Origin of the sequence: Paenibacillus sp. FSL R5-0908, from assembly GCF_038006245.1 — a bacterium.
GTDB classification, from domain to species: domain Bacteria; phylum Bacillota; class Bacilli; order Paenibacillales; family Paenibacillaceae; genus Paenibacillus_AQ; species Paenibacillus_AQ odorifer.
This window is the reverse complement of the sequence record NZ_JBBOUV010000001.1, coordinates 2,048,563-2,072,353: the sequence shown is the minus strand read 5'-3', so window position 1 is coordinate 2,072,353 and position 23,791 is coordinate 2,048,563. Positions and strand designations below refer to the sequence as shown.

Annotated in this window: 16 protein-coding genes; 5 read left to right on the top strand and 11 right to left on the bottom strand. The window is 44.4% G+C overall.

Annotated features, from left to right (window positions below):
• Nucleotide 1: 1 nt before the first annotated feature.
• Together MKZ09_RS09055 and MKZ09_RS09050 are read right to left on the bottom strand one after the other, a co-directional pair.
• Nucleotides 2-1,747 (bottom strand): extracellular solute-binding protein, encoded by a 1,746-nt coding sequence (locus MKZ09_RS09055; protein ID WP_076134062.1) that lies wholly within the window; start codon nt 1,745-1,747, stop codon nt 2-4.
• Between the two features lie 405 nt (nt 1,748-2,152).
• Entirely contained in the window at nt 2,153-3,106 is a 954-nt protein-coding gene (locus MKZ09_RS09050) for a glycoside hydrolase family 43 protein (protein ID WP_076134061.1), read from the bottom strand.
• A 494-nt stretch (nt 3,107-3,600) separates the two neighbouring features.
• On the opposite strand from MKZ09_RS09050, the gene ilvD reads away from it, so the two are divergent.
• Nucleotides 3,601-5,286, top strand: a complete 1,686-nt coding sequence (gene ilvD / locus MKZ09_RS09045) for a dihydroxy-acid dehydratase (RefSeq protein ID WP_076134060.1) — start codon at nt 3,601-3,603, stop codon at nt 5,284-5,286.
• Nucleotides 5,287-5,465: 179 nt separating this feature from the next.
• On the opposite strand, the gene MKZ09_RS09040 is transcribed toward ilvD, so the two are convergent.
• A complete protein-coding gene (locus tag MKZ09_RS09040; protein ID WP_076134059.1) occupies nt 5,466-6,866 on the bottom strand; it encodes a polysaccharide deacetylase family protein in 1,401 nt (466 codons plus the stop codon).
• 209 nt (nt 6,867-7,075) lie between these two features.
• Between MKZ09_RS09040 and MKZ09_RS09035 the strand changes: the two genes are divergently transcribed.
• Nucleotides 7,076-8,269, top strand: coding sequence for an AI-2E family transporter (locus MKZ09_RS09035; RefSeq protein ID WP_076134058.1), 1,194 nt, complete (start codon nt 7,076-7,078; stop codon nt 8,267-8,269).
• On the opposite strand, the gene MKZ09_RS09030 is transcribed toward MKZ09_RS09035, so the two are convergent.
• The 8 genes from MKZ09_RS09030 to MKZ09_RS08995 form a co-directional block, all read right to left on the bottom strand.
• Nucleotides 8,227-10,038, bottom strand: coding sequence for a peptidoglycan D,D-transpeptidase FtsI family protein (locus MKZ09_RS09030; protein WP_370511175.1), 1,812 nt, complete (start codon nt 10,036-10,038; stop codon nt 8,227-8,229). The genes MKZ09_RS09035 and MKZ09_RS09030 overlap by 43 nt on opposite strands.
• A 170-nt stretch (nt 10,039-10,208) precedes the next feature.
• The gene (locus MKZ09_RS09025; RefSeq protein WP_081388895.1) at nt 10,209-12,281 is read right to left on the bottom strand and encodes a methyl-accepting chemotaxis protein; all 2,073 of its coding nucleotides are present in this window, start codon (nt 12,279-12,281) and stop codon (nt 10,209-10,211) included.
• A gap of 47 nt (nt 12,282-12,328) precedes the next feature.
• Nucleotides 12,329-13,291 (bottom strand): acetylxylan esterase, encoded by a 963-nt coding sequence (locus MKZ09_RS09020; RefSeq protein WP_111503121.1) that lies wholly within the window; start codon nt 13,289-13,291, stop codon nt 12,329-12,331.
• A 1,235-nt stretch (nt 13,292-14,526) separates the two neighbouring features.
• Entirely contained in the window at nt 14,527-15,558 is a 1,032-nt protein-coding gene (locus tag MKZ09_RS09015) for a glycoside hydrolase family 130 protein (RefSeq protein ID WP_036675546.1), read from the bottom strand.
• 76 nt (nt 15,559-15,634) lie between these two features.
• Nucleotides 15,635-16,468: a carbohydrate ABC transporter permease gene (locus tag MKZ09_RS09010; RefSeq protein WP_076126321.1), complete on the bottom strand. Its 834-nt coding sequence runs from the start codon at nt 16,466-16,468 to the stop codon at nt 15,635-15,637.
• A 3-nt stretch (nt 16,469-16,471) separates the two neighbouring features.
• Nucleotides 16,472-17,353, bottom strand: a complete 882-nt coding sequence (locus tag MKZ09_RS09005) for a carbohydrate ABC transporter permease (protein WP_036675555.1) — start codon at nt 17,351-17,353, stop codon at nt 16,472-16,474.
• 136 nt (nt 17,354-17,489) lie between these two features.
• Nucleotides 17,490-18,857 carry an ABC transporter substrate-binding protein gene (locus MKZ09_RS09000; protein WP_076134055.1) on the bottom strand — a complete coding sequence of 456 codons (1,368 nt, stop codon included), beginning with the start codon at nt 18,855-18,857 and terminating at the stop codon, nt 17,490-17,492.
• Between the two features lie 320 nt (nt 18,858-19,177).
• Nucleotides 19,178-19,957 carry a response regulator gene (locus MKZ09_RS08995; RefSeq protein WP_076126317.1) on the bottom strand — a complete coding sequence of 260 codons (780 nt, stop codon included), beginning with the start codon at nt 19,955-19,957 and terminating at the stop codon, nt 19,178-19,180.
• Nucleotides 19,958-20,253: 296 nt separating this feature from the next.
• Between MKZ09_RS08995 and MKZ09_RS08990 the strand changes: the two genes are divergently transcribed.
• From MKZ09_RS08990 to MKZ09_RS08980, 3 genes are read left to right on the top strand one after another with little or no spacing between them, the layout of a single operon-like run.
• Nucleotides 20,254-21,204 (top strand): glycoside hydrolase family 113, encoded by a 951-nt coding sequence (locus MKZ09_RS08990; protein ID WP_076205270.1) that lies wholly within the window; start codon nt 20,254-20,256, stop codon nt 21,202-21,204.
• Between the two features lie 21 nt (nt 21,205-21,225).
• The gene (locus MKZ09_RS08985; protein ID WP_076205273.1) at nt 21,226-22,440 is read left to right on the top strand and encodes an AGE family epimerase/isomerase; all 1,215 of its coding nucleotides are present in this window, start codon (nt 21,226-21,228) and stop codon (nt 22,438-22,440) included.
• Nucleotides 22,440-23,612, top strand: coding sequence for a glycoside hydrolase family 130 protein (locus tag MKZ09_RS08980; protein WP_076205277.1), 1,173 nt, complete (start codon nt 22,440-22,442; stop codon nt 23,610-23,612). The genes MKZ09_RS08985 and MKZ09_RS08980 overlap by 1 nt, the downstream gene beginning before the upstream one ends.
• Nucleotides 23,613-23,791: the final 179 nt, after the last annotated feature.

The following is a 23,791-nucleotide window of genomic DNA, read 5'->3' as shown; positions in this document are numbered from 1 at the left end:
CCTATCGTTTGTTATATCGATCTAAGGCTGCCTGATGGATACTCAAAAACTCTTCCAGTCCCATGCTCTGAGCTTCTTTCAAAAATTTATCATAGGCATCTACCGGCAGGTCTCCCATTATGATTTTTGCAAAATACTCTCCGCGCAGTGTCGACAGCTGGTTTCCAAGCTCGGCTTCCCGCGAAGCTTCATCCTTGGTAAAGGAAATAGGTGGCATAGCCATACTGGTGTCCATATTTTCTGTCCAATTCTTGCGAATGTCTCCCGAATAACTTCCTTTGGCAGCGATCAGCGGGTTGGAATGATGCTCATCCCGGATATCCGGCCAGTTGTGCATCCGGTATTTCCATAAGGTTGTCGATACGGGCTGACCTTCAGGGTCTTTAAAGATATAACTGTTCTCTGGATAATAAGGCATTCCCGTCTCATCAATCAGGTGGACCGTTCCGTATTCACCAAAGTTAATCAATTCCCAGCCCTTTTTACTGTAATTAAAATCAAGCCAAGCCATTGCCGCTTCTACATTTTTGCTTTGCGTGGTGATCGCAGCTTCGATCCCCGCTCTTTTGAAATTTTTGTACGTGGTTGCGGACTTATCTCCTTTGTTCAGAACCGGGTTCAGTGCTCCCACAAAGTCGATACCGCTTTGCTCTTTCCAATAACTCCACATCGTATCCGGAGAGTCCATCATCATCGCGGTATCTCCCGAAATGGCACTCGCCATTCTCTGGTTAAAGTCTGCTGTTGCCCAGTCCGGGTTCAATAATCCTTCTTTGTTCCATTGCTGCATGGTGGTCAAATATTCCTTAGCTTTCGGCTGTGCTGGCCCCCAAGCCACTTTGCCATTCTCATCAAGGAATGTCCAATCCCATACTCCATATGCGCCATTTATGATGCCGGTAAAAATCTGGCCGTAAGTAGAGCCGTAATTAAGTGGTGCTTTGTATCCGACTTCCTTTGCTTTTGTCAGGAAGGTATGCCATTCATCAATCGTATTTGGAACTTCAAGCCCTGTTTTATCCAGCGCCTCTTGCTTAATCAACGTTCCAAACCAAGTCCACTCTGAATATGGGGCGATGCCATAAAAACCGAGCAGCTTGCCGTCATCCGTGACCGTGGTTTTTCTTCTTGATTCATCCGAATTGCGCCACTTCGTATAGTTCGGAGCATTTTTCTCCATCAGATCTGTCAGATCGATATAAGCGCCGTCATTTACCCCCGCTTCAAAACCTCCCGGATAACGTCCCGGCTCAATGATAATGTCAGGCAGTTCACCGGAGGAGATCATCAGCGTGAAGGCATCCGCTTCCTGGCCGATTGGCGGCGTGATGAAGTTTACTTTGATTCCCGTTAATTGCTCCACCTGCTTCTGGACAGCATGATTGTTCATATCCGGAATATTGGAATTCGCAGGCATCCATACATCCAGAACCACATCACCTTTAACAGGATAAGCTGAGTAATCATTTGGAATGACTTCATCGAAGACGTCGCCGAGGTATGTATCATTCAAGGAATGATTAACTTCGTCGATTTGCTCTTGCGTTGGGGCTGTATTGCCACGTATGTCTGCGCTGATATCTGTAAACTCAATTTGGTCTTTGGCTGTGCTCTCGTTCTCTTTGTTGTTGGAGCCACCGTTATCAGCCCCATTGTTTGCACTGTTGCCACTACATGCTGTTACAGTCGAAATGATCAGTATCAACACAAATAAAAGACTAAAAAAACGCTTTGCATTGTTCTTCATACTTAACCTCCCACTATAAAATATTTGCCACAACGCCTTAAGCAAATCCAAAGCTTGGAACCACGCTCCTTTTTGCCCTGTAGATAACTCCCCTTGATTAATACAGTTTTTCTGTATCTCAGATCGAATTATAAGCATCCAAAATCCATATGTCAACGCTTTCATACAATAATTTTGTAATCTTACGATCTTTTCTCAAACAAATATATGACTACACCAACTACAAACCTATTAAAAAAACGTACTACACATCCTGTATTTTGGCGAAAAACCCCTTATAACACAGGCATTTTTCGTCAATTATTATCGAAAGCGAATAAAAATATCTGCATTACATGAAAAGGCCATTCATTACAGTTTTTCTGTAATGAATGGCCTTTTCAATCTTGTTTTTCTGTTTTATTCTTATTCTCCCGACGGTACGGTCTGAGCAAGCGTATCCCTACAAGGAACCCCAAAATCCGGTGTCCCATCCACCTTCCACCCAAATTTCTGGATACGGGTTGCTCGCAAAGACACATCCGCTCCAGCGGAAGGAAGCGCATGATAGACTATCCAATCTTCCTTGCCATCAGGAGATCGTGTGAAGCTATTGTGCCCCGTGGCAAAAATCCCGTTCTCTACACTTTTGCAAAATACAGGCGACATTGATTTTTCCCATGACAGCGGTTGCAAAGGATCTGCCGCTTCGCTCATGGTGAGCATCCCTAGTGCATAATCCTCAGACCAAGTCGTACTTGCCGAATAAACCATGAAAATACGATTGTTGCGCCGCAAAATTACCGGACCTTCGTTAATCGCCATGCCACCTTGCTTCTCCCATGACAGAGTTGGAGCGGTAAGCAGGTGATGCTCCCCTTCCAAGGTCCAAGGATTACTCATTCGCATAATGTAAATAGCCGACCCATAATCAGGGAAATGACCATATCCCGCATACAGAAAGTACAGCTGATCCCGCAAAGACATTACTGTTCCATCCAACCCTGGGACAGGTGTCTGCAAAGCACCTCTCCATACCCACTGCCCTTCCAGCGGGTTTGCCTCTTCATTCTCCAGCACGCAAATCCGTCGTGAATCGTCGCCTCCTCCGTCATTCGCAGTGTAGTAAATGTACCATTTGTTGTCCAAATGATGAATTTCCGGCGCCCACAGATTGTAACTGTAGCTGCCCCCCGGTTCGGGAGACCAGATCACTTTCTTGTCGCCCTCCGCAAGGCCGGTCAAGGTTCTAGATCTCGTCAGCTCCAGACATTTAGCTTTTGTGGCCATAAAGTAATAATAGCCATCGGTATGTTTGAATACCCATGGGTCTCCTGAGCTTGCTACAATTGGATTTAAAAAAGTTGTACGCTGTGACATTCCCTTTCCCTCCTTAGCTTTTCATCCCCGTAAAAACGATCCACCGCGGCGATAATAATAGGCGAATCCCAATTTTCCAGCACCTCCCATAAAATAGTAACTCCCATCATACTCAGCTCTCCTAAAGTTGTCTAGAGTGGAAAATAGATACATCCGGGCCCTGATCCATTTTCCAAATAAAGCACTTTCCTTTCGAAAATGAGCTTTTCCTCCACTTCCCACGCTTTGCGTCAATCGACAAACTTCACATTGTCCGGTAGAAAAAACGTGCTCTTTGTGATAGACTCACTAATAACAATGACTTCTCCGTTCATTTTAGGCGGTAACTGTTTATACCAAAACAGCGGCTTTTTTTATAGAAACGGCATCGCTTTTCTTTTTGAGGAAGCAGGTCCCCGTTCTTTCTATAAACCGTATATACGCAGGTCTTTGGAGTTCATTGCGTTAATGCGACACTATATTTGATTGAAATTCATTTAGGGGGGAATGTCATTATGGCAGCCAAGAAAATGCGTTCAGACATGATTAAAAAAGGCTTTGACCGTGCTCCACACCGTAGTCTCCTGAGAGCAGCCGGAGTAAAAGAAGAAGATTTCGGAAAGCCGTTTATTGCGGTCTGCAATTCCTATATTGATATTGTTCCAGGGCATGTGCATTTGCAAGAGTTCGGAAAAATCGTTAAGGAAGCGATTCGCGAAGCTGGTGGCGTTCCTTTTGAATTCAATACGATCGGCGTAGATGACGGGATTGCTATGGGACATATCGGCATGCGTTATTCACTGCCAAGCCGCGAGATCATCGCTGACGCCTTGGAAACTGTAGTTTCCGCGCATTGGTTCGATGGCATGGTCTGCATCCCTAACTGTGATAAAATTACACCGGGCATGATGATGGGCGCACTGCGTGTTAACATCCCAACCATGTTCGTAAGCGGCGGCCCAATGAAAGCCGGCGTAGATAGTAAAGGTAAAAAGCTCTCTCTGACCTCGGTATTTGAAGGCGTTGGTGCTCACCAAGTCGGCAAAATCAACGATGCAGAGCTGCTTGAATTAGAACAATTTGGTTGTCCAACCTGTGGATCTTGTTCCGGAATGTTCACTGCCAACTCTATGAACTGCCTTGCCGAAGCACTTGGACTGGCACTGCCAGGTAACGGTACGATTCTGGCTGTTGCTGATGAGCGTAGAGAATTTGTTCGCAAATCCGCAACACAACTGATGGAATTGATTAAGCTGGATCTTAAACCAAGAGATATCGTAACTAAAGAATCCCTTGATAACGCTTTTGCGCTGGATATGGCAATGGGTGGTTCTACTAACACAGTGCTGCACACCCTTGCACTAGCTCAAGAAGCAGGTATCGATTATCCGCTTGAACGCATTAACGAAGTTGCAAACCGTGTTCCATATCTGGCTAAGCTGGCTCCAGCTTCCGATATCTTTATCGAAGATGTGGACCGTGCGGGCGGCGTTAGTGCCGTATTGAATGAACTGCTGAAGAAACCAGGTGCTCTGTTCGGGGAATGTATGACCGTTACCGGCAAAACATTAGCCGAGAACGTAATCGGACACGAGATCCAAGATACTTCCGTAATTCATACTATCGACAACCCTTACTCCGAAAGAGGCGGTCTTGCCGTACTTTACGGAAACTTGGCTCCAGAGGGTTCTATCATCAAGGTTGGTGCCGTTGATGCTTCAGTAGGCGGATATCATAAAGGTCCTGCGATCTGCTTTGATTCCCAAGAAGCTGCACTGGAAGGTATTGCGAACGGTAAAGTTAAAGAGGGTCATGTAGTCGTTATCCGTTACGAAGGTCCTAAGGGCGGACCAGGAATGCCGGAAATGCTGGCGCCTACTTCACAAATCGTGGGTATGGGTCTGGGTGCTAAGGTCGGTCTGATTACAGACGGTCGTTTCTCGGGGGCTTCCCGCGGAATCAGTATCGGTCATATCTCTCCAGAAGCAGCTGAAGGCGGTCCGATCGCTTTTGTTGAGGATGGAGATATCATTGAGCTGGATCTCAACAACCGGAAGATTGAATTGCTGGTTGAAGAAGAAGTATTAGCAGTTCGTCGTACAGGATGGAAAGAATTCGAACCTAAAGTTAAAACTGGTTACCTGGCTCGTTACTCCAAAATGGTTACCAACGCAAGTAACGGCGCTGTGCTGAAGATCTAATCTCTTTAGCAGAAAAGAATATTAAAACAAGCAAGAGCAGTCCCACCTAAGTATTTTTACTGGCGGGCTGCTCTTTTTTTAAATTATCCCAACAAAAAAAATGTCCCACAACCCATCGCTGGATTGTAGAACATCTCTTTACATGTCCACTGGAAAATATTTATCAATAAGATCATGAATCAATTTGTTACTGTCGCACCTGGCATTTCTACATCCGCAACCGAATCATTAAGTGACAACGATTCTTCCTGTTGCGATTTGCGTTTTTTTGCAGTTTTAGGATGATGAGGCAGCTGTTGATTCATCTTTTTGAGCAGCTCTGAGACAGGCATCAGGATAAGCTTCGGCACAAGGACCTCGCTCCGTTCTTTAAGCCTTGCCCCACCTGCTGGATGAATCACACTTAACAGGATCCTTAAGTAAAATTTGGAGGAACGTGCGAATAAGCCATCCGGTAAATCACGTACGGTAAAGCCGAATTTCTCCGGTCCCCGGTTAATCATGCTGACTCCGTAAAGCGCTTTGGCTTCTGCAAGATCCACATCTTTGGCAATGATCTCAGCAAGAATGGGCAGATCCTTTTCCATTCTGCGGATCATTCGAATCGCTAGTTGAGCGGAAGAACGTGAATGAATTCCTAATTCGAACAACTGTTTATTATCGATGTGCAGCTCAATGACTTTGTCACCTTTACGCAGCAGTGCTCCACCCTCGAGTTCAACCGGTTCGCCCTGATATTTCCGCATCCGATAATGCAGGAAAGGATCTGACGGAGTAATCGTTTGGAGATGAAAAAGAGCTTGAAATACCTGTTCCCAAGCTAACCAAAGTCCTACAAGCACCCGTTTACCAAAAGATAAGCGCCGGATAGGTGACGTCTCAGCCATCTTAATCATTTCGTCAATCCGAATGCTGCGGAGTCCCCGTTTACGGGCTTCCTCCAGTGTCTGCTCAAGAGCCACAAGCATATTCCCTGGAGCATCCGCATCTGCACCCAGCGTTGTGCCGCTATCATGCAACAACATCACTTCCCCGGGATTCAGACGGGCCAGCATCTTCTCAGTAAGTTTTTCGGCACCGAGCTTCTCGCGCCAATCGCCAAACATTGCCGACCAAAGCACAATTTCAACTTGGCGTCGTTTAGAAATATCAAATAAATTGACAATGCCCCAAGGTGGACGGTAATACGTACTGCGTTCGCCAATAATATTATAAATAATATCATTCGTACGTTGAATCTGCCGGCGGACGGTTGCTGGCCGCATGAGCCAGTTCGTCTTGTGAACATAATTATGAATTCCGATGAGATGTCCCTCATCATGGATACGCTGAATAAGATCAGGATAACGTTCAGCATTAGAGCCTACTACAAAAAAGGTTGCTTTTGCATCATACCTCTTCAGTAATTCCAGCAGTAATGGTGTAAATCGAGGATCAGGTCCATCATCGAAGGTCAGTGCGAATTCATTCCGCCCAGTTCCTTTACGAAAGACACGGTAACCAAAAATCCGGCTGATCATACCAGGGATAAAAGCATAAAATGATGAGATGTAAAATAACCAGAGCAGCAAAGTCTGCATATTAATTCCCCGCTTTTCCAGAGTTGACTTTGGCTCGCCTAATGTCTGCAAGCAGAACCTGTGAAACGGCCAAGTGAAGTAGAATAAAAAAAACGTTACCCCCTATTTTAACACATGTATCAAAGAAATAGACGCTTTTAAAGTAAAATCATGTACAATGTAATCAACCTGGCGTATCCACTTATAAAAAAAGGGAGTTGTTTATATCTATGCTGCCGTTATACAAAAAATATTGGCGCACATTTTTTGACATCGGATTAATTGTCCTCACGGTTTATCTAATCATGTTCTCCTTTAGTAAACTGTATCAGTTAGCTGCACCTGTATTCCTGTCTTTTTTTGTATTTTTACTAATCGAACCCCTGGCCCGTTTCTTGAACCGTCGTGGTCTTGGTAAACCTTTTGCCTCCGCCATCTCAGTGCTGCTCTTTCTGATTGTGCTGTTAGGTACTTTATTTGGTGCCGGTCTACTGATTACGATCCAGGCCCTTCACTTCCAAGAGAACCTACCTAAATATACATATGTGGTGCAGCAGCATTTTGTGGAGACCACGACCTACCTGCAGCAAAAAATAGATAACTTACCACCCGATATTACGAACAAGGTCAATGGATACTTTAAAGATGCCACGAATGTCCTAACAGGATGGCTGATTACTTTTCTAAAATATATGGTTGGGATTCTAGGCTCTTTCTCCACCTTCATGGCCAATTTCGGGATAGCCATCATTTTAGCATTTTTCCTCAGCATGGAGATCAAAGATTGGCGTAAAATCGCGCATGACAAAATGCCAAAAACTTTTAAGAATGCCTTCGCCTTTCTACAAGGCAATGTATTCAAAGCCATCGGTTCCTATTTAAAAGCACAACTTATTCTGATCAGCATTACTTTTGCCATAGTTCTAGTCGGCTTATTTATTCTGCGAACTGGCAACGAAATCACAATGGCATTAGTCTGCGCGGTATTTGATGTTTTGCCGCTTCTTGGCGTGACGACAATTTTAGTCCCTTGGATCATCTATTTGTTCATCGTGGGCAATACTTCACTGGCTATCGGATTAATTATCCTCCTTGCCATTGTACTAATTGTTAGGCAATTGCTTGAGCCGAAGATTACCGGGAATTCGATTGGCGTATCCTCAGCCTTCCTTATGCTGTCGTTCGTCATTCTGTCCACATCTGCTTTCGGTATGGCTGGTCTGATCCTATCGCCGATTCTGCTTATTCTGATAAAAGAACTGATTCAACAAGGGTATCTTCAGAGCTGGATCTATCTTCCGCAAGAGGAATTTATCGTTTCGCCCTTTGCAGCTAACGGTCCAGCTTCCAATCAGACCAGCTCTGCGCCACCACCTGAACCTCAAGCTCCAGAGGGAACCGATGATAATAAATCCAATACCTGACCGAACAGCTTAACGGCTAGATGAGAGCTGTCCGGAGCAACGTTCTCAACCGCTACCGACACAGCATATCTGGGATGATCCACCGGTCCATAGCCGATAAACCATTGATTGTTACGCGGCATACCCTTAACAAGAATTTGTGCCGTACCTGATTTCCCGGCAACCGGCCATTTCGTGCTCTGCAGACTTGTGCCGGTTCCATCCGTAACTACTTTACGCATCCAGGACAGCAGCTGGCGGGCTGTAGATTCTGTGATCCTCCCGGCAGTTGAAGGGGAAAGATGACCCGGCAGATCCTCTAGCTTTTGCCCATTTGCAAAGGTTACACGCTGGAGAATTCTTGGCGCTCTCACTTCCCCGCCATGCAGTAACGTCACCACCAGGTTCGCTGCCTGAAGTGGTGTCACTTGCACATCTCGCTGCCCAATGGCCGTCTGCACTCTGGCGCCTGGATCATCCGGCAGCAAAGAAGTAAAGATCGTCCCCTTCTGCTCACCGGCTAATGGCTTAAGAACTGGAAAACCAAGCGTATTCTCCGCTTGCCAGCTAATATCTCTTCCGAGCCCCAGCGCGAGTGCTGTCGCTTGAAGCTGCGCCCCACTCAAACGCTCTGCCAGCGCAGCAAATACAGTATTACAGGACATGGCGAACCCTTGCGCCAACGTGAGGGGACCATGTCCTTTTCCTTTTAGACAAGACAATCCATATTTCTCATATTGCCCTGAACAATAGAAGAGCTCATCCGCTGAGGTGACCCCGGCTTCTAGTGCTGCTGCTGCTGTGACAATTTTGAAAATTGATCCAGGTACGGCAGCCTGCAACGCCCGGTTATTCCACTCTCCCCCTTCAGGGGATATCTTCTCTGGGTCGTAAAAAGGTAAAGATACCATGGCTTCAATATCTCCCGTTCCGGTGTCTAATACCACCACGGCTCCTTCCTTCATTCCAGCTTTGACAGCTAACTCCTCTATTTGTTCCTGAAGCTTTTTATCAATTGTTGTATATAAAGACAGCGGATAATACGGATTGCCCGGGGCTCGCACTTGAATGTGACTGCCCGGGACACGTTGCCCGCGCGCATCAACCTGAGCATATGCCTCTGTATGCCCTACACCTCGAAGCAACGGCTCCAGGGTCTTTTCTAACCCGTCCGTTCCTGTCATCGGAATTCTCAGCCCCGATGGCGATGCCTTCCCACCAGTGTTTGGGACCGCTTCCGATAAATATCCAAGCCACTGCCGTCCAGTTGCGTTCCCATCATATCTGCGAGCAAAAGGAAGCACGCCTACGCCGTCGATCCCCAATGCACTCACTTCTTCCGCTTGTGCGGAGGTAAGTGCGAGCGGTCCTTTTCCCACTGAGGATGGCCAAAGCAATGGTTCCTTAAGGGAAGAGCGCTTGTTTAGCAATTGCTCATAACTCACTCCAAGGATAGCTGCCAATCGGTGCATGGACTCAGCTTCTTCGTATACGACCTGTGTCACGGTATTCTTAGTCTTCGCCTCTTGAGGAAAAAAAGCAGCCGTCCAAATGGTTTCCCCGGCAAGGGGTTCACTCTTTCGGTCATACAGGCGCCCCCGCCCAGTGTCCAATACAGTTTCCCGTTCGCTTTGAATTTCTGCCATCTTTGCAAGTGTATAATTCGTTCCAGGGACCGTCTGTTCCTTCATAAACAGTTGAATCCACGCCAGCCTAAGGACCAACACGGCTACTACTGAACATAAAATAATCAGTCCGCCGAGTATACGTCTGTGGACATTATTGTGCAATCCCATTCCTCCTGACTGACGTTCATAGCCTTTATTATGTCCCACCGGCTGGATTATTTACACTCATGCTTAGTTAGCTAATTTATAGCCTTTTGAATAGCACAAAGACCAGTCCCAAATAATTAGAGAATGGTCTTTGTGTTAAAATTATTTACTTAGGTTATAAAAAGTTACAAATTAAACTTGGACAGTTTTTCTTGCAACTGCCGTGACGCATGCTCAAGCTGCTCAGACAGCTCCACTAAATGATCACTCACACTTTGTTGCTCCCCGCTAAGCGAAGCCACTTCTTGAGAAGCTGCTGATGATTCTTCTGCAATGGAGCTGATATTGCCCATCGAATTTGACAGCACCTTTTGGGATTGGCTCAAGCTATCCATCGATAAAGCAACAGATTCCAAACGTGTAATAAAATGACGCATCTGATCCTGTACAGATACGAAGATATCGCTAGTGCTCTCCACTGAAGTCACCTGCTGATTAAAAAGAGGGGCTACTTCCGAGAGAACACCTACGGTCTCGTTCATATCCTTCATAATAGTGTCCGTTATATTAGCCACCACAGCAATGGATTCTTTGGACTGATCTGCAAGCTGGCGAATTTCATCGGCCACTACCATAAATCCCCGGCCGGACTCCCCGGCCCTTGCCGCTTCTATCGTTGCATTTAGAGACAAAATATTCGTCTGCTGTGTAATATTCTGCATAACATCAAGCACCTTCATCACTGATGATGTGGTGTCTTGCAGCTCATTCACTTTCAGCACAAGCTTATTCGTCATATCACCCGTCTTATTGGTTTTGCCAAGCAGCTCTTTTAACTCATTAAAACCTTCTTCACTAAGCACGCCGATACTATGTGCGGTATGATCCATCTCATGCGTAGCTGAGTTCACTTTGTTCATTTGCACCGAAATTTGCCCCGTAAGCTCGTTGCCCTGGTCCGCCTCCAACGCTAGGCTGCCTGAACCTCCGGCAATTTCTTCTGTTGCAGCGGCAATCTCTTTAGCTGCCATCGCTGTCTTACGCGATACTCTACTAAGCTCATCGGCAGTTTCCATTACCTTCCGAGCGGTTTCATTAGTATGGATTACCAGTTCTGTAATCCGTTCCATCATCCTATTAAAGGATCCCGACAACTGACCAATTTCATCTCGTGAGGTAATATCCGTGCGTACTCCAAGATTTCCATCTGCCCCCTTAGACATTAGATCTTTAAGTCGGGTCAAGGGTTTAGATACCATTCTGTACATCCAGTAACCAATTAGAATGGCGACAATAGCAGCCACCGCAACAATAATATATGTAGTTTTTAGAATACGAAGGGCGTCTTTCGTAAGATTCTCAGCCGGAACAACACCAAGCAATCTCCAGCCGGAGCTTTCCATCGTCCCGTACACAGCCAGAATGGATTTTCCTTTCTCATCCTTCGTTGGCAATGACCCAGCCTCATGCTCCAAACCATGAAGAAGGGTCCCTCCCAGACTGAGATAAGTATCTGTTCCCACTTGCTGGGACGATGCGATCAATTCATCCTTATCCGTCAGCAATTGCATGTAAGAGCTGGGTCCGAGATCAACTTTACGAAGCTGATTTTCTAATTCACTAATTCTAATATCACAGATAATTATGTATCCCGGGCTTTGTGTATCCCCAGCTATCGATTGTGCCAAATGAAACATACCCGAAGTATTTCCGGCTTGCCCCTGTTCTGTTCGGGGAATCCACAATGTTTGCGGTTGCTCCTCAAGCTGCTTGAACCATGAGGACTCCCTGAATCCCTTGATAAAAGCGCTGTTTTTTGATCCCGCTGACGAAGTGGGGACTTTCTGGTTCATCGGGATGAGGTATACAGCTTCTACCCCCTTTGATGCGGTCAACCAGGCATTTAGTTCGGCGCTAATCTGGTTGGACTGCAAATTACGTTCCTCATTACTTGTAGTGGGATTATTCCCTTGTTTGAGTGCATCCTGAATCTCATTGTTGTAAAGAATTCTTCCTAGGCCATCCTCATAACGCAATAATTCAACATCAAACTTCTCTGCAGCTTGGACGACTGTCTGTTGATTGGCTGACAGCGCATTATTCTCGATCGTTTGCTCAGCTACGGAATAGGAAATGTAGCCAAGTGAGAGAACGAGCACCATTGTTGAGATGAAGAAGATGAGAAAAAGCCGCACCCCAATCGATTTGGCAGGGTGCAGCTGGAAATGCGCCTTTTCTTTTTTTACTTGCGACTTCATCAATTGTTCACCACCGTTGTCTTCAGTTATGCCTGCTGGCTTATCTCTTACAAGGTCATGAACAATTCCAACGCCCGATCGGCAAGATATGGTAAATACTCATGACCGTACTCATAATAAACCATAAGCTCTTTGGACGCTAGTATTTTATTGTATGCGGCAAATTGAGTTGAAGGTGGACAAATCGTATCGGATAACCCGGTAACCCACAGTACTTTAGCCTGAATTCTTTCCGCAAGATTCTGAATATCGATATACCCGAGCCTATTAAAAATCTCATCCTCACGCAAATGATGGGGATCAAAAAACCGGAAATAATAGTTGATCTCCTCATAAGCGGAGGTGGTAATATCCAGTTCCCAAGCACGTTTATAATCTGAAAGGAAGGGATACACAGGCAAGGCTATTTTTAAGCGTGGCTCTAATGCTGCACAAGCGACAGTAAGCGCTCCACCTTGAGATAGTCCAAAGGCACCTACACGCTCAGGATCAACTTCATCCATAGACATCAGAACTCGGGCAGTCTGTGCCGTATCCAAAAACACATTGCGATAATAGAGGTTATCTGGATTAGGATCATCCATCCCTCGAATGATATGTCCACGTATCGTGGTGCCCTTTACGGTAAGATTATCTTCGGAGAGGCCGCCCTGTCCGCGACAATCCATCGCCAGGACGCTAATCCCGTGAGCAGCATAAGCCACCTTCTCCATCCAATCCCCGCTGTCACAGGAGTATCCATGGAACATCACTACACCGGGGCCTTTTTTATGTACATTGTTCTTCGGTCTTACATATTTGCAATGGATTCTTGCACCGCCAACTCCTGTAAAATACAAATGAAAACATTCCGCAAGTTCACTGACAAACTCCGCCGGCTCCAGCTCATAATCCAGCGGCTGTGCATCCAGATCACGTAATGCCCGCTCCCAAAATTGCTCGAAATCATCCGGCTTTGGACTACTTCCGTTATATTCCTTTAACTGTGACAAATTCATGTCGCTTCCCAAAATATTGTTCCTCCTTAAGTTATGTAACGATATTGTTCGGTGGCTGTTCGTAACCGTGAAGCATCGTTATAGTTACTATGCTAGATAGAAACGTAAAACCCAATATGGGTTTTACGTTGATGTATGGATATTTGCGATGAGATAGTGGGATGAAATAGTGAGATGAGATAGTGAGATGGGATAGTGAGATGGGGTAGTTGCGTTTTCTGCGACTGAGTAGTTTAATTGCAGCTCCGAGGCTGGATAGTTGCACTTTGTGCAGCTATTGCAGCTGAAATATGTGTTTTTCCCCTCTTAGTTGCACTTTGTACAACTAAAAAACGACAAAAGGAGCTTTTGGAGGTTACTTGGCTTATATAGTTGCACGAAGTGCAATTATATCGCCTAGCACCTTAGATATAGTTAGTTTAAGTGCACATAGTGCAACTATTTACGTCTGTGCCATGGAGTAACTAAGCAACATAATGAAAGAGTCGCCAACAGAGATACATTTCCCTCTCATCTACTACTTTTCCATAACTTAACAACTAATCCCAATCCATATACCTACTACCTTCTTATTACCTCCACAACCACTCACATTCCACTTACCCGCTATCTTCCTCTTACCTCTACAACTAATCACAATCCATGTACCTACTACCTTCTTATTACCTTCACAACACCCACATTTTCCACCTTGCCAATTAACTTCTCTATAATCGGCACAATAACAGCTTCTGGCTGGATAGTTGCACTTTGTGCAGCTATTACAGCTGAAATATATGTGTTTCTAATCTTAGTTGCACTTTGTACAACTAAAAAACGATAAAAGGAGCTTTTGGAGGTTACTTGGCTTATATAGTTGCACGAAGTGCAATTATATCGCCTAGTAACCAAAGAAATGTTAGTTTAAGTGCACAGAGTGCAACTATTTACGTCTGAGCCATAGAGTAACTGAGCCATAGAGTAACTAAGCCACAGAGTAACTAAACAACAAAGTGACAGAATCGCCAACAGAGCCGAATTCCCCCCTCGCCTGCTACTTATCTATTACAGGCGATAATGTGTCGTTCGGTTGTACATTCTGCAACAGAACACGGAGGTCGCACAAGGCAACCTCCGCACTGAGCACACACAACAACATTCAACACACCAAACCCAACACACCAAACCCAACACACTTCTTTCGAACTCTACGCTAAGCAATTCTCCGGACAAGCAAGCTCTCTGCAAATATAGGTCATTAAGTCCAATTAGATTTTGCCTAAACCTGCATCATCGCCAACCTCTTCATGGGTTTCGATGACATAGTTGACGATTTCATTAACCGTTGTATAAGCAACGCCTACATAAGTATCAGCAGCGCCATAATAGATGGCGATACGGCCGGTTTCTGCATCATGCAGAGTAGCACATGGGAACAGGACGTTATTCACAAAACCTCTTTCCTCGTACCATTCTTCTGGCGTTAATACAAAGTTCTTCGAGCGATATTTTACTTTCGAGGGCTCATTGATGTCCAAAATAACCGCTCCCATACTATACACAAGACCGTTGCACGTTCCAGTTACGCCATGGTAGAACATCAACCATCCTTCAGTAGTTTCAATCGGGGCTGGTCCGCCACCAATTTTGACACTTTGCCACCAACCTTGACCACCCTTGGTCATTACATGGCGGTGTTTTCCCCAATATACGAAGTCAGGGCTCTCACTAAGGAATACATCACCAAATGGCGTATGGCCACTGTCACTTGGACGGGACAACATCACGAAGTTATTGTTGATTTTTCTAGGGAACAGTACGCCGTTCCGGTTGAATGGCAGGAATGGGTTTTCCAAGCTGATAAATGTTTTGAAATCTTGTGTTTTTGCTACCCCAATAGCTGCTCCGTAGAAATCTGTACACCAGATAATATAAAATGTATCTTCAACCTTAACCAGACGCGGATCGTAAGCATAACGCGGCTGATAAGGATTACCTTCTTCATCTATAAATCGGATCGGCTCGTCATCGATTTTCCAATCCAAACCATCCACACTATGTCCCATACGCAGATGCGGACGAGTAGTGTTATCTTCCACACGAAATACACCAATAAAACTGCCTTCATACGCAGCAACCGCACTATTGAAAATACGGGCTACACCTTTTGCAGGATTTCTTTTGATAACCGGGTTATCATTATGTCTCCAAATCGGATTCTCGTAGCCAGCAGGCTTTTCTTGCCAAGGCATGTTCGGGATGTTAATTGCACTTGCTCCAACCAATTTTACTTCACTCATTAGTTTTCCCTCCAAATGTATGCAACTTTTCAGTATGCTATTTTATCTAGTACTGTTATTAAATTTACTATTGAGCTCACTTTACAGAACCTTGTGAAAAACCATTGTAGATATATTTTTGCAAGGCGGTAAACACAACCAATGTAGGTATAATTGCGATCATAATCGCTGCACATATTACTTCCCACTGCGATCCATATGGGCCTTTAAACTTAAAGAGTGCTGTGGAGATCGTTTGCAGATCTGTTTTCGGCATATAAAGGAAAGGGGTGTAAAAATCGTTATAAATATTAACACCCTTCACAATCACAACAGTTACAATCGCTGGCTTCAACAGTGGCAAAATAATTCTCCAATAAATCGTCCAATACGAAGCTCCGTCCAGCATCGCAGATTCATCCAGTGACTCGGAGATCGAATCCAAAAACTGCATGAAGATATAAACAGCGATAATATCCGTGCCCAAGTACATAACAATTGGTGCCCATCTGGTATTAAATAATCCCAAGTGATTGATGATTTGGAAAGTAGCCACTTGTGTAGTTACGCCTGGAATCAGGGTAGCAATCAGGAACATACTAATTAGGATCTTACTGCCTTTAAATTTGAAGCGCGATAAAATATAAGCCATCATCGAACCCGTCAACGTAGCACCCGCAATAGAAATCACAACGATAATGACAGTATTTTTAAAACCGAGCAGCATTTTCCCGTCTACAAAAGCCTTAGTGTAGTTGGAGAAATTCAACCAATTCTCTGGCAGCGTTAACGGTCCGGTAGAAGCATATTCGGCTCCGGTCTTTAATGAAGCGAAAAACACGACCACGATAGGTATCAAAGCTACAAGTGCTCCCAAAATCAAGGTGAGATATTTGAATATACTAGCAGTGGTATATTTTACAGAATGCATAGTTTATTTCTCCTCCTTGATCAGAACGCGCTGCAAAATAGTAACTATGATAACAATACCCAGCAATACCACGGCCATCGCCGATGCCAAACCAACCTTGCTGTATTTGAAAGCTACATCGACCGTCTGAATTACGAATGTACTACTTCCGTTAGATCCGCCTGTCATGACGTATGGAATTTCGAATACCCCAATAGCGCCACTAACCGCAAGAATCAAGTTCAATTGCAGAATTCGTTTAATGCTTGGCAAAATAATATGCATAAACTGATGCCATCTGTTTGCACCGTCAATTTCAGCGGCCTCATAGATATCCTTACCAATAGAAGAAATAGCTCCGAGGAAAATCAGGAAGTTCATTCCCATGTATCTCCACAGTGACGCACCTGCGAGCGAGAAGTTAATCAAATTAGGATTTAGAAGCCACTTCTGCTGCAGACTGCCAAGCCCAATCAGATTGAGAATTGTATCTAACGTTCCATCTGGTTTGAAAAAGAACAGGAAGATAAAACCGATTGCTACACCGTTTAGCAAGGTTGGGAAGAACAAAATCCCTTTAAACAAGTTTTTCATGCGAACACTAAAGCTCAAGATGGTTGCAAAATACAAGGCAAGTGCCATCTGAATAAAGGTGGTAAAGAAATAATACAAACTGACCTTAAACACAGAAAAATACTCAGGTTTCGTAAAAATGGTCTTGTAGTTTTCTAAACCGACATATTCCATATTTTTGCTCAATCCATTCCAACTGGTGAAGCTGTACCGAAACATACTGATGACTGGATAATAAGCGAATGTGAGCAGCAACAATATCGGCACTAATGAGAATAAAATGATGATAGCGATTCTTTGATTTTTATAGCTCAAATTTGAAAACTTAAACACCCGATACACCTCCAGAAAAAGCATCCTTAATTATTTAAGACTCGTTTAAATGTGAAGGGGGAAATGCTTGTTAGCATATCCCCTCCCACATTCACTACCGCCTAACCGCCTATAGCATCTAAGAAGCTTATAGTTGTTACTGTGCTGTGACTTTAGCGCGAGCGGCTTTCCACTTGTCGTTCAGGTCTTTCATGATGTCATCATAGGATTCTTTTCTGTTACCAATCGCTGCTTCAATAATCCGTTTCTTGAAGTCTGGCTGCCAAGCACCGATCTCAGCTTGTTTGTCGATTTCATCAGACCAGCCTTCTTCGCCAGCTTTAGCAGGAGCAAGAGTATCAAAGGTTACATCTGTACCTTCATATTGTTTCAGGATTTCTGGAAGCTCTGCACCGATAGCCGGGCTCATACCGCCGCCTTCAGTTGTAGGGTAGTTAGATTCGTTGATGAACCAATCCACCCAAGCTCTAGCAGCTTCTTTGTTTTTACTGTGCACGCTGACACCCAGATTGTAGTCACCAGCAAGCGGCACAAGGATTTTATCCGCATTGGTTGGGAAAGGCATAAATCCAACATCGTCTGGATTTGTAGCCAGGCCTTTGATTTGGCCAATTGCCCAAGATCCAAGCACCATAGTCCCAATTTTACCGTTGGCCAGGTCAGCTTTGGAAGATTCCCAGTCTGTTGTAGTTGGATCTTCTTCAATCAAACCTTTTTGTGCTGCATCGTACAGAATTTTGTACAGTTCATAGTGTGGTTGACCCGCTACATAGTTGTCGTCGCTAGCCACTTGAGCAATGTTCACATAATCACGGTCACCAGCTACTGTAGCCAGATCCGCTTCCCATTGTGTCAATGTCCAGCCTGCTGCATAATTTGTGTAAAGAGGAACAGCTTGTGTTTTGTCTTTAATAGTCTGCAGGGCAGTCAAGAATTGTTCAGGGGTTTTGGGAACCTCTGTAATTCCGGCATCTTTGAAGACTTGTTTGTTATAGATAATCCCGTTAAAGTTGATGGTCATCGGAATACCATAGGCAACTCCGTCTACTGCACGTTCCTCCAACCCTGTGTATTGTTTGCTCATTTCTTCGAGCTTGCCAAGGGGTTCGAAGAAATCAGGAATATCTTTTACAGCTATGCTAGTAGGTAACAAAAGAACGTCGCCATAATCACTAGTGCTCATACGAATTTTAATTTGGTCTTCGTAAGTAGCTAGCGCTTCAAAGTTCACCTTTACATCAGGATATTTCTCATTGAATTTAGCCGCATACTCTTTGAATACGGTATCAACAATATCTGTTCTTTGGGTTATGACTGTGATATCCCCTTTGATATCCTTGGCTGCTGTACCATCAGCTGGAGCAGTTGCCTCTGCTGAAGAACCATTGTTTCCTGTGTTTTTAGCAGCTTCATTGTTAGTGTTGTTGTTTGAGGAACAACCGCTAAACAATCCCGCCACAAGCGTTAGTGCCATCAAGCCCATCATTGTTTTGCCTTTTTTCATGCTGTTACGACCCCTCTCTTCAATTCAACTCTAGTTTTAGGTAAATAACAAAAATAATAACTTTTATCATCACTCATAACTTGAAAGAGTAGCCATTAATACCGGATTATCTGAATTACTCTTAAAAACAAGTGATGACATCGCTTACAAACCCATTATAAATCTATTTTCGACGCAAAACGATGGTTTCAATTGCTTTTTCTGGTCTTGTATTTGTTATTTTTGTTTTACTTATAATAATTTTGTTATCTAATTTATAAAAAATACCCACAAAAAAAGAGAGCAATTCGCTCTCCTAATGAATAGCTTCCTATATATGCCTAAAACTCACGTTCGATTTTCGGGAATTTACAGCCACTTTTATAATCCTTAGGTGTCATACCACACATTTTCTTGAACAATTTATTAAAATATACCGGATCGCTATAACCCACCTTCTCGGCAATTTCATAATTTTTCAGGTCAGGATGCTCCATTAGCAGTTCCTTTGCTTTAGAAATTCTAATCCGAATCAGATAGTCTGTGATCGTCTGCCCCGTCTTTAACTTGAACAAACGGCTGAGATAACTCGCATTCATGCCCACCATCTCCGCTAGGCGTTCAAGCTCGAAGTTCTGATCATACTCTCTCTCCAGAATGCTTTTTGTCTGCTCAACTACATAATGTTCTCCACCATCCGCAGCTTGTGAGAAAATCTCCTCATGCTCCGTCACGGTCTTTTTCTTTACATCCTCTACTCTCTTAAGCAGCTCATATAGCTGAGTCTTATCAATCGGTTTAAGCAAATAATCCATCACCCCATGACGGATCGCTCGACGGGCATATTCAAATTCACTAAAACCGCTAAGGACAGCAATAGGTATATCCTCCATATGGTCTCTAGCCTGTTCAATCAGTTTAAAACCATCCATTCTAGGCATTTTAATATCTGTAATAAGCAGATCTATATCCTCCCGGGATAACTTTTCTAAATGTTCCCAAGCTTCCAACCCGTTGCCGTAAGATCCAATTACATGTACGTCTATTTCCATTCTCGATGTGATTTTTTCGAGCCCTCTGCGAATGACTTCCTCGTCGTCCGCAATCATAACATTTATCATTTGAGTAATTCCCTCCAGTTGTATCCGCCAGTTATTATGATTGCGCTATCATCACGAATAGTATCTCCCCATATATTACGTCAATGTACGATTGCGCCCTTTTATAGTCTTATATTTACTATAACTAAAGTTATTCAAATTTCCCAGCTTCAACTACAAATTGTCCTTGAAATCATCTGCGAAAAAGTATATAACTAAATTAAGTTGTTATTATAAACTAACAAAAGAATAATAACTATCTAACAAAATGATGTCTGCTAATTTTTCTATTTTCGTGTGTAAAGTGAGGATTCTCGATGATGTTAAACAACGAATACATTGCAGGTGTAACCTGGGGTTTCTCGGGTAGACGGGGTTCATGGACAACAGAAGAAGCTGAGTGTTCGCTGGAATTAATGTCCTCTGTCACCGGAGCGAACTGGACGGCCATTGCGCTAAGCGCGCTTCAAGCTACCGCTCATTCTACGGAAATTCCCTACTGGGAAGCTCCAACCGTTAGCGACGAAGAAGTGAAATGGGCCATCAGCAAAGCGAAGTCACTGCAGTTAAAAGTATGCCTGAAGCCGATTGTTAATTGTGCTGACGGAACTTGGCGTGCTCATATTAACTTTTTTGATAAGGATGTCCCTTGCGAGCCTAAATGGTCTGAGTGGTTCAGCTCTTATACTAAATTTATTCTGCACTATGCCGCTATCGCTGAGGAAACAGGCTGTGAAATGTTCTGTATTGGCTGTGAGCTTGTACAGACGGATAGACGCGAAACCGAATGGCGTTCGCTTATTGCCGAGGTGCGGAAGGTCTACTCAGGTATTCTTACTTATAATTGCGATAAGTATCAGGAAGATAACGTAACCTGGTGGGATGCGCTCGATGTGATTTCTTCAAGTGGGTATTATCCAGCTAGTGATTGGGAGGCTCAGCTCGACCGGATTGAGCAAGTGGTGCACTCACAGAATAAGCCGTTCTTTTTCATGGAAGCGGGTTGCCCAAGCCGGAGCGGGAGTGCCGCGATTCCTAATGATTGGACCTTAAAGGGCGAACCAAGCCAAGAAGAACAAAGCAAATTCTATCAGGCAATGTTTCAGGGTTGTGAGCGCAGAGATTGGGTTCGGGGCTTTATGCTCTGGGATTGGCCTACTCATCTTTATCCAATTGAAGAAGCAGCACAGAATGATGATTACTGTATGTACGGTAAGCAAGCCGCTGGGATCATCAACGAATATTTCACCTCAAAAATCACCAAATAATGTGAGGAGTGACTGATTACAATGATTAATTCACCAGAATTATGGTTGACCCAACTTGAGGATGAGCTGCAGGATAATATTCTTAGTTTTTGGATGAAACAGACGAAGGACGAAGTGAACGGTGGTTTTGTAGGTGAAATCGACAATCAGCTGAACATTACTCCTAACGCAGAGAAAAGCCTTGTGCTTAATGCCCGGATCCTTTGGTCCTTTGCGAGCGCTTACCGGATCTACGGTAAACCGGAATATTTGGCAATGGCAGAACGCGCTTATACCTATCTGATGGAACACTTCATTGATAAAGAGTATGGCGGATTATACTGGATGGTGGATGCTGAAGGCAGACCTTCTCAAGAGAAAAAGCAGATCTATGGCCAATCCTTTGCTATCTACGCACTGGCTGAATTCTACCATGCGACCGGACGTCCAGAGGTCTTAGAGGATGCGATTCAATTATTCCAGCTCGTTGAGAAATACGGCTATGATTCTATTTATAAAGGTTATGTCGAAGCTTTATCTCGGGAATGGCAAATCACTGATAACCTCAGTCTCAGCAGCAAGGATATGAATGAAAAAAAATCTATGAATACCCATCTGCATGTTCTGGAAGCGTATACCGGTCTATATCGAGTATGGAAGTCGGAGGAACTAAAGAGCACACTAACTGAGCTAATCGAAACGATGCTGGATCATATCATTGATCAGGAAGGCCAGCATTTTCATCTTTTCTTAGATGAGGCATGGAATGTGAAATCAGATATTATCTCCTATGGGCATGACATCGAAGGAAGCTGGCTGCTCGTGGAAGCCGCTGAAACCCTTGGAGAAGAGAAGCTGCTGCAGCGTGTGCGAACAGTCGCTGTCTCTATGGCAGAAGCTGTTCTTGCGGAAGGTATAGATAGCGATGGCGGGATATGGAATGAAGCTGACCCAAGCGGGCTGCTGAGTAAAGATAAAGATTGGTGGCCGCAAGCTGAGGCGGTTGTTGGATTCTATAATGCTTATCAGCTGACTGGTGACAGCAAATTTAATGAGGCTGCCCAAGCCTCCTGGACTTTTATCGATAAATACATGGTGGATCACAAGCTGGGTGAATGGTACTGGGGCGTGGACGAGAACCTTCAGCCCCTGGCTCACGGATCAAAGGTTAGCGCCTGGAAATGTCCTTATCATAACAGCAGAGCCTGTTTCGAAATGATCGCAAGACTGAAATCAACTATAAAGGAGACTGTCTAATGTCATCATTATTCCAAGAACGCAAACAACAATTAACCGAACGTTATGAAGCCCTGATCGCTCGCAAGAACGAAAAGCTTCCTTATGGAAACGGTATTTATGACCGTTATGCTCATCCACTGCTGACTGCTGAGCATGCGCCTTTAATCTGGCGTTATGATTTTAACCCAGACACCAACCCTTATTTTGCCGAAAGAATTGGCGTCAACGGCGTCTTCAACCCGGGTGCTATTGCACTGAACGGCAAATTCTATCTTGTTGCTCGGGTTGAAGGCAATGACCGCAAATCTTTTTTCGCTGTAGCAGAAAGCGACAATGGCGTAGACGGCTTCCGCTTCTGGGATCATCCAGTTGTGCTGCCGGAGACAGAAGTTCCTGATATCAACGTCTACGACATGCGCCTCGTAAGCCATGAAGATGGCTGGATCTACGGCCTCTTCTGTACAGAACGCAAAGATCCAGAAGCTCCACATGGTGACCTTTCTAGCGCAGTAGCACAGTGTGGTATTGTTCGCACCAAAGATCTGAAAACCTGGGAACGTCTGGCGGATCTCAAAACTGGCTCTGCTCAGCAGCGTAATGTCGTGCTCCACCCTGAATTGGTAGATGGAAAATACGCTTTCTACACTCGCCCACAAGATGGCTTTATCGATGCAGGCTCCGGTGGCGGTATTGGCTGGGGACTCTCGGATACAATTGAAGATGCCGTAATTACCAGCGAGACTATCATGGATGAACGCTACTACCATACCATCAAAGAAGTTAAAAATGGCCAAGGTCCAGCTCCAATCAAAACGGCAAAAGGCTGGCTGCATATTGCTCATGGTGTGCGCAACACTGCTGCTGGACTCCGATACGTGCTATATGCTTTCTTGTCTGATCTGGATGAGCCAAACAAAGTCACTCATTCACCAGGCGGTCATTTCATCGCACCAGATGGTGAAGAACGTGTAGGCGATGTCTCCAATGTCGTGTTCTGTAATGGCGTGATTGCACGTGATAACGGTAAAATCTATATTTACTACGCTTCCTCCGACACTCGTATCCATGTGGCTACAACTACCGTTGACCAAATGTTAGATTATGTGCTGAACACTCCAGAGGATCCACTTCGCTCTTATGCTTGTGTACAGCAACGTATTGCTCTTATTGATCGTAATTTAGCATTATAAAAAAAGTTCATAAACCCTACAAATCAACAGAGCAGCGATTCTCCAATAATAGGAGAATCGCTGCTCTGCGTTTTGATCATTCACTGTTTACTTCAAGCGAATATCAATCATCCAAAGTATCTTAAGGACTCAGATGACGCTTTTCACATGTATTTAGCCTTTAATTTAAGTTTTCGGAC

What these genes read in the sequence shown, in the direction of transcription:
- MKZ09_RS09015 (WP_036675546.1), bottom strand. Translation starts at nt 15,558, where the DNA reads ATGAGTGAAGTAAAATTGGTTGGAGCAAGTGCAATTAACATCCCGAAC.
- MKZ09_RS09035 (WP_076134058.1), top strand. Translation starts at nt 7,076, where the DNA reads ATGCTGCCGTTATACAAAAAATATTGGCGCACATTTTTTGACATCGGA.
- MKZ09_RS08980 (WP_076205277.1), top strand. Translation starts at nt 22,440, where the DNA reads ATGTCATCATTATTCCAAGAACGCAAACAACAATTAACCGAACGTTAT.
- MKZ09_RS09055 (WP_076134062.1), bottom strand. Translation starts at nt 1,747, where the DNA reads ATGAAGAACAATGCAAAGCGTTTTTTTAGTCTTTTATTTGTGTTGATA.
- ilvD (WP_076134060.1), top strand. Translation starts at nt 3,601, where the DNA reads ATGGCAGCCAAGAAAATGCGTTCAGACATGATTAAAAAAGGCTTTGAC.
- MKZ09_RS08985 (WP_076205273.1), top strand. Translation starts at nt 21,226, where the DNA reads ATGATTAATTCACCAGAATTATGGTTGACCCAACTTGAGGATGAGCTG.
- MKZ09_RS08995 (WP_076126317.1), bottom strand. Translation starts at nt 19,957, where the DNA reads ATGATAAATGTTATGATTGCGGACGACGAGGAAGTCATTCGCAGAGGG.
- MKZ09_RS09050 (WP_076134061.1), bottom strand. Translation starts at nt 3,106, where the DNA reads ATGTCACAGCGTACAACTTTTTTAAATCCAATTGTAGCAAGCTCAGGA.
- MKZ09_RS09000 (WP_076134055.1), bottom strand. Translation starts at nt 18,857, where the DNA reads ATGAAAAAAGGCAAAACAATGATGGGCTTGATGGCACTAACGCTTGTG.
- MKZ09_RS08990 (WP_076205270.1), top strand. Translation starts at nt 20,254, where the DNA reads ATGATGTTAAACAACGAATACATTGCAGGTGTAACCTGGGGTTTCTCG.
- MKZ09_RS09025 (WP_081388895.1), bottom strand. Translation starts at nt 12,281, where the DNA reads ATGAAGTCGCAAGTAAAAAAAGAAAAGGCGCATTTCCAGCTGCACCCT.
- MKZ09_RS09010 (WP_076126321.1), bottom strand. Translation starts at nt 16,468, where the DNA reads ATGCATTCTGTAAAATATACCACTGCTAGTATATTCAAATATCTCACC.
- MKZ09_RS09040 (WP_076134059.1), bottom strand. Translation starts at nt 6,866, where the DNA reads ATGCAGACTTTGCTGCTCTGGTTATTTTACATCTCATCATTTTATGCT.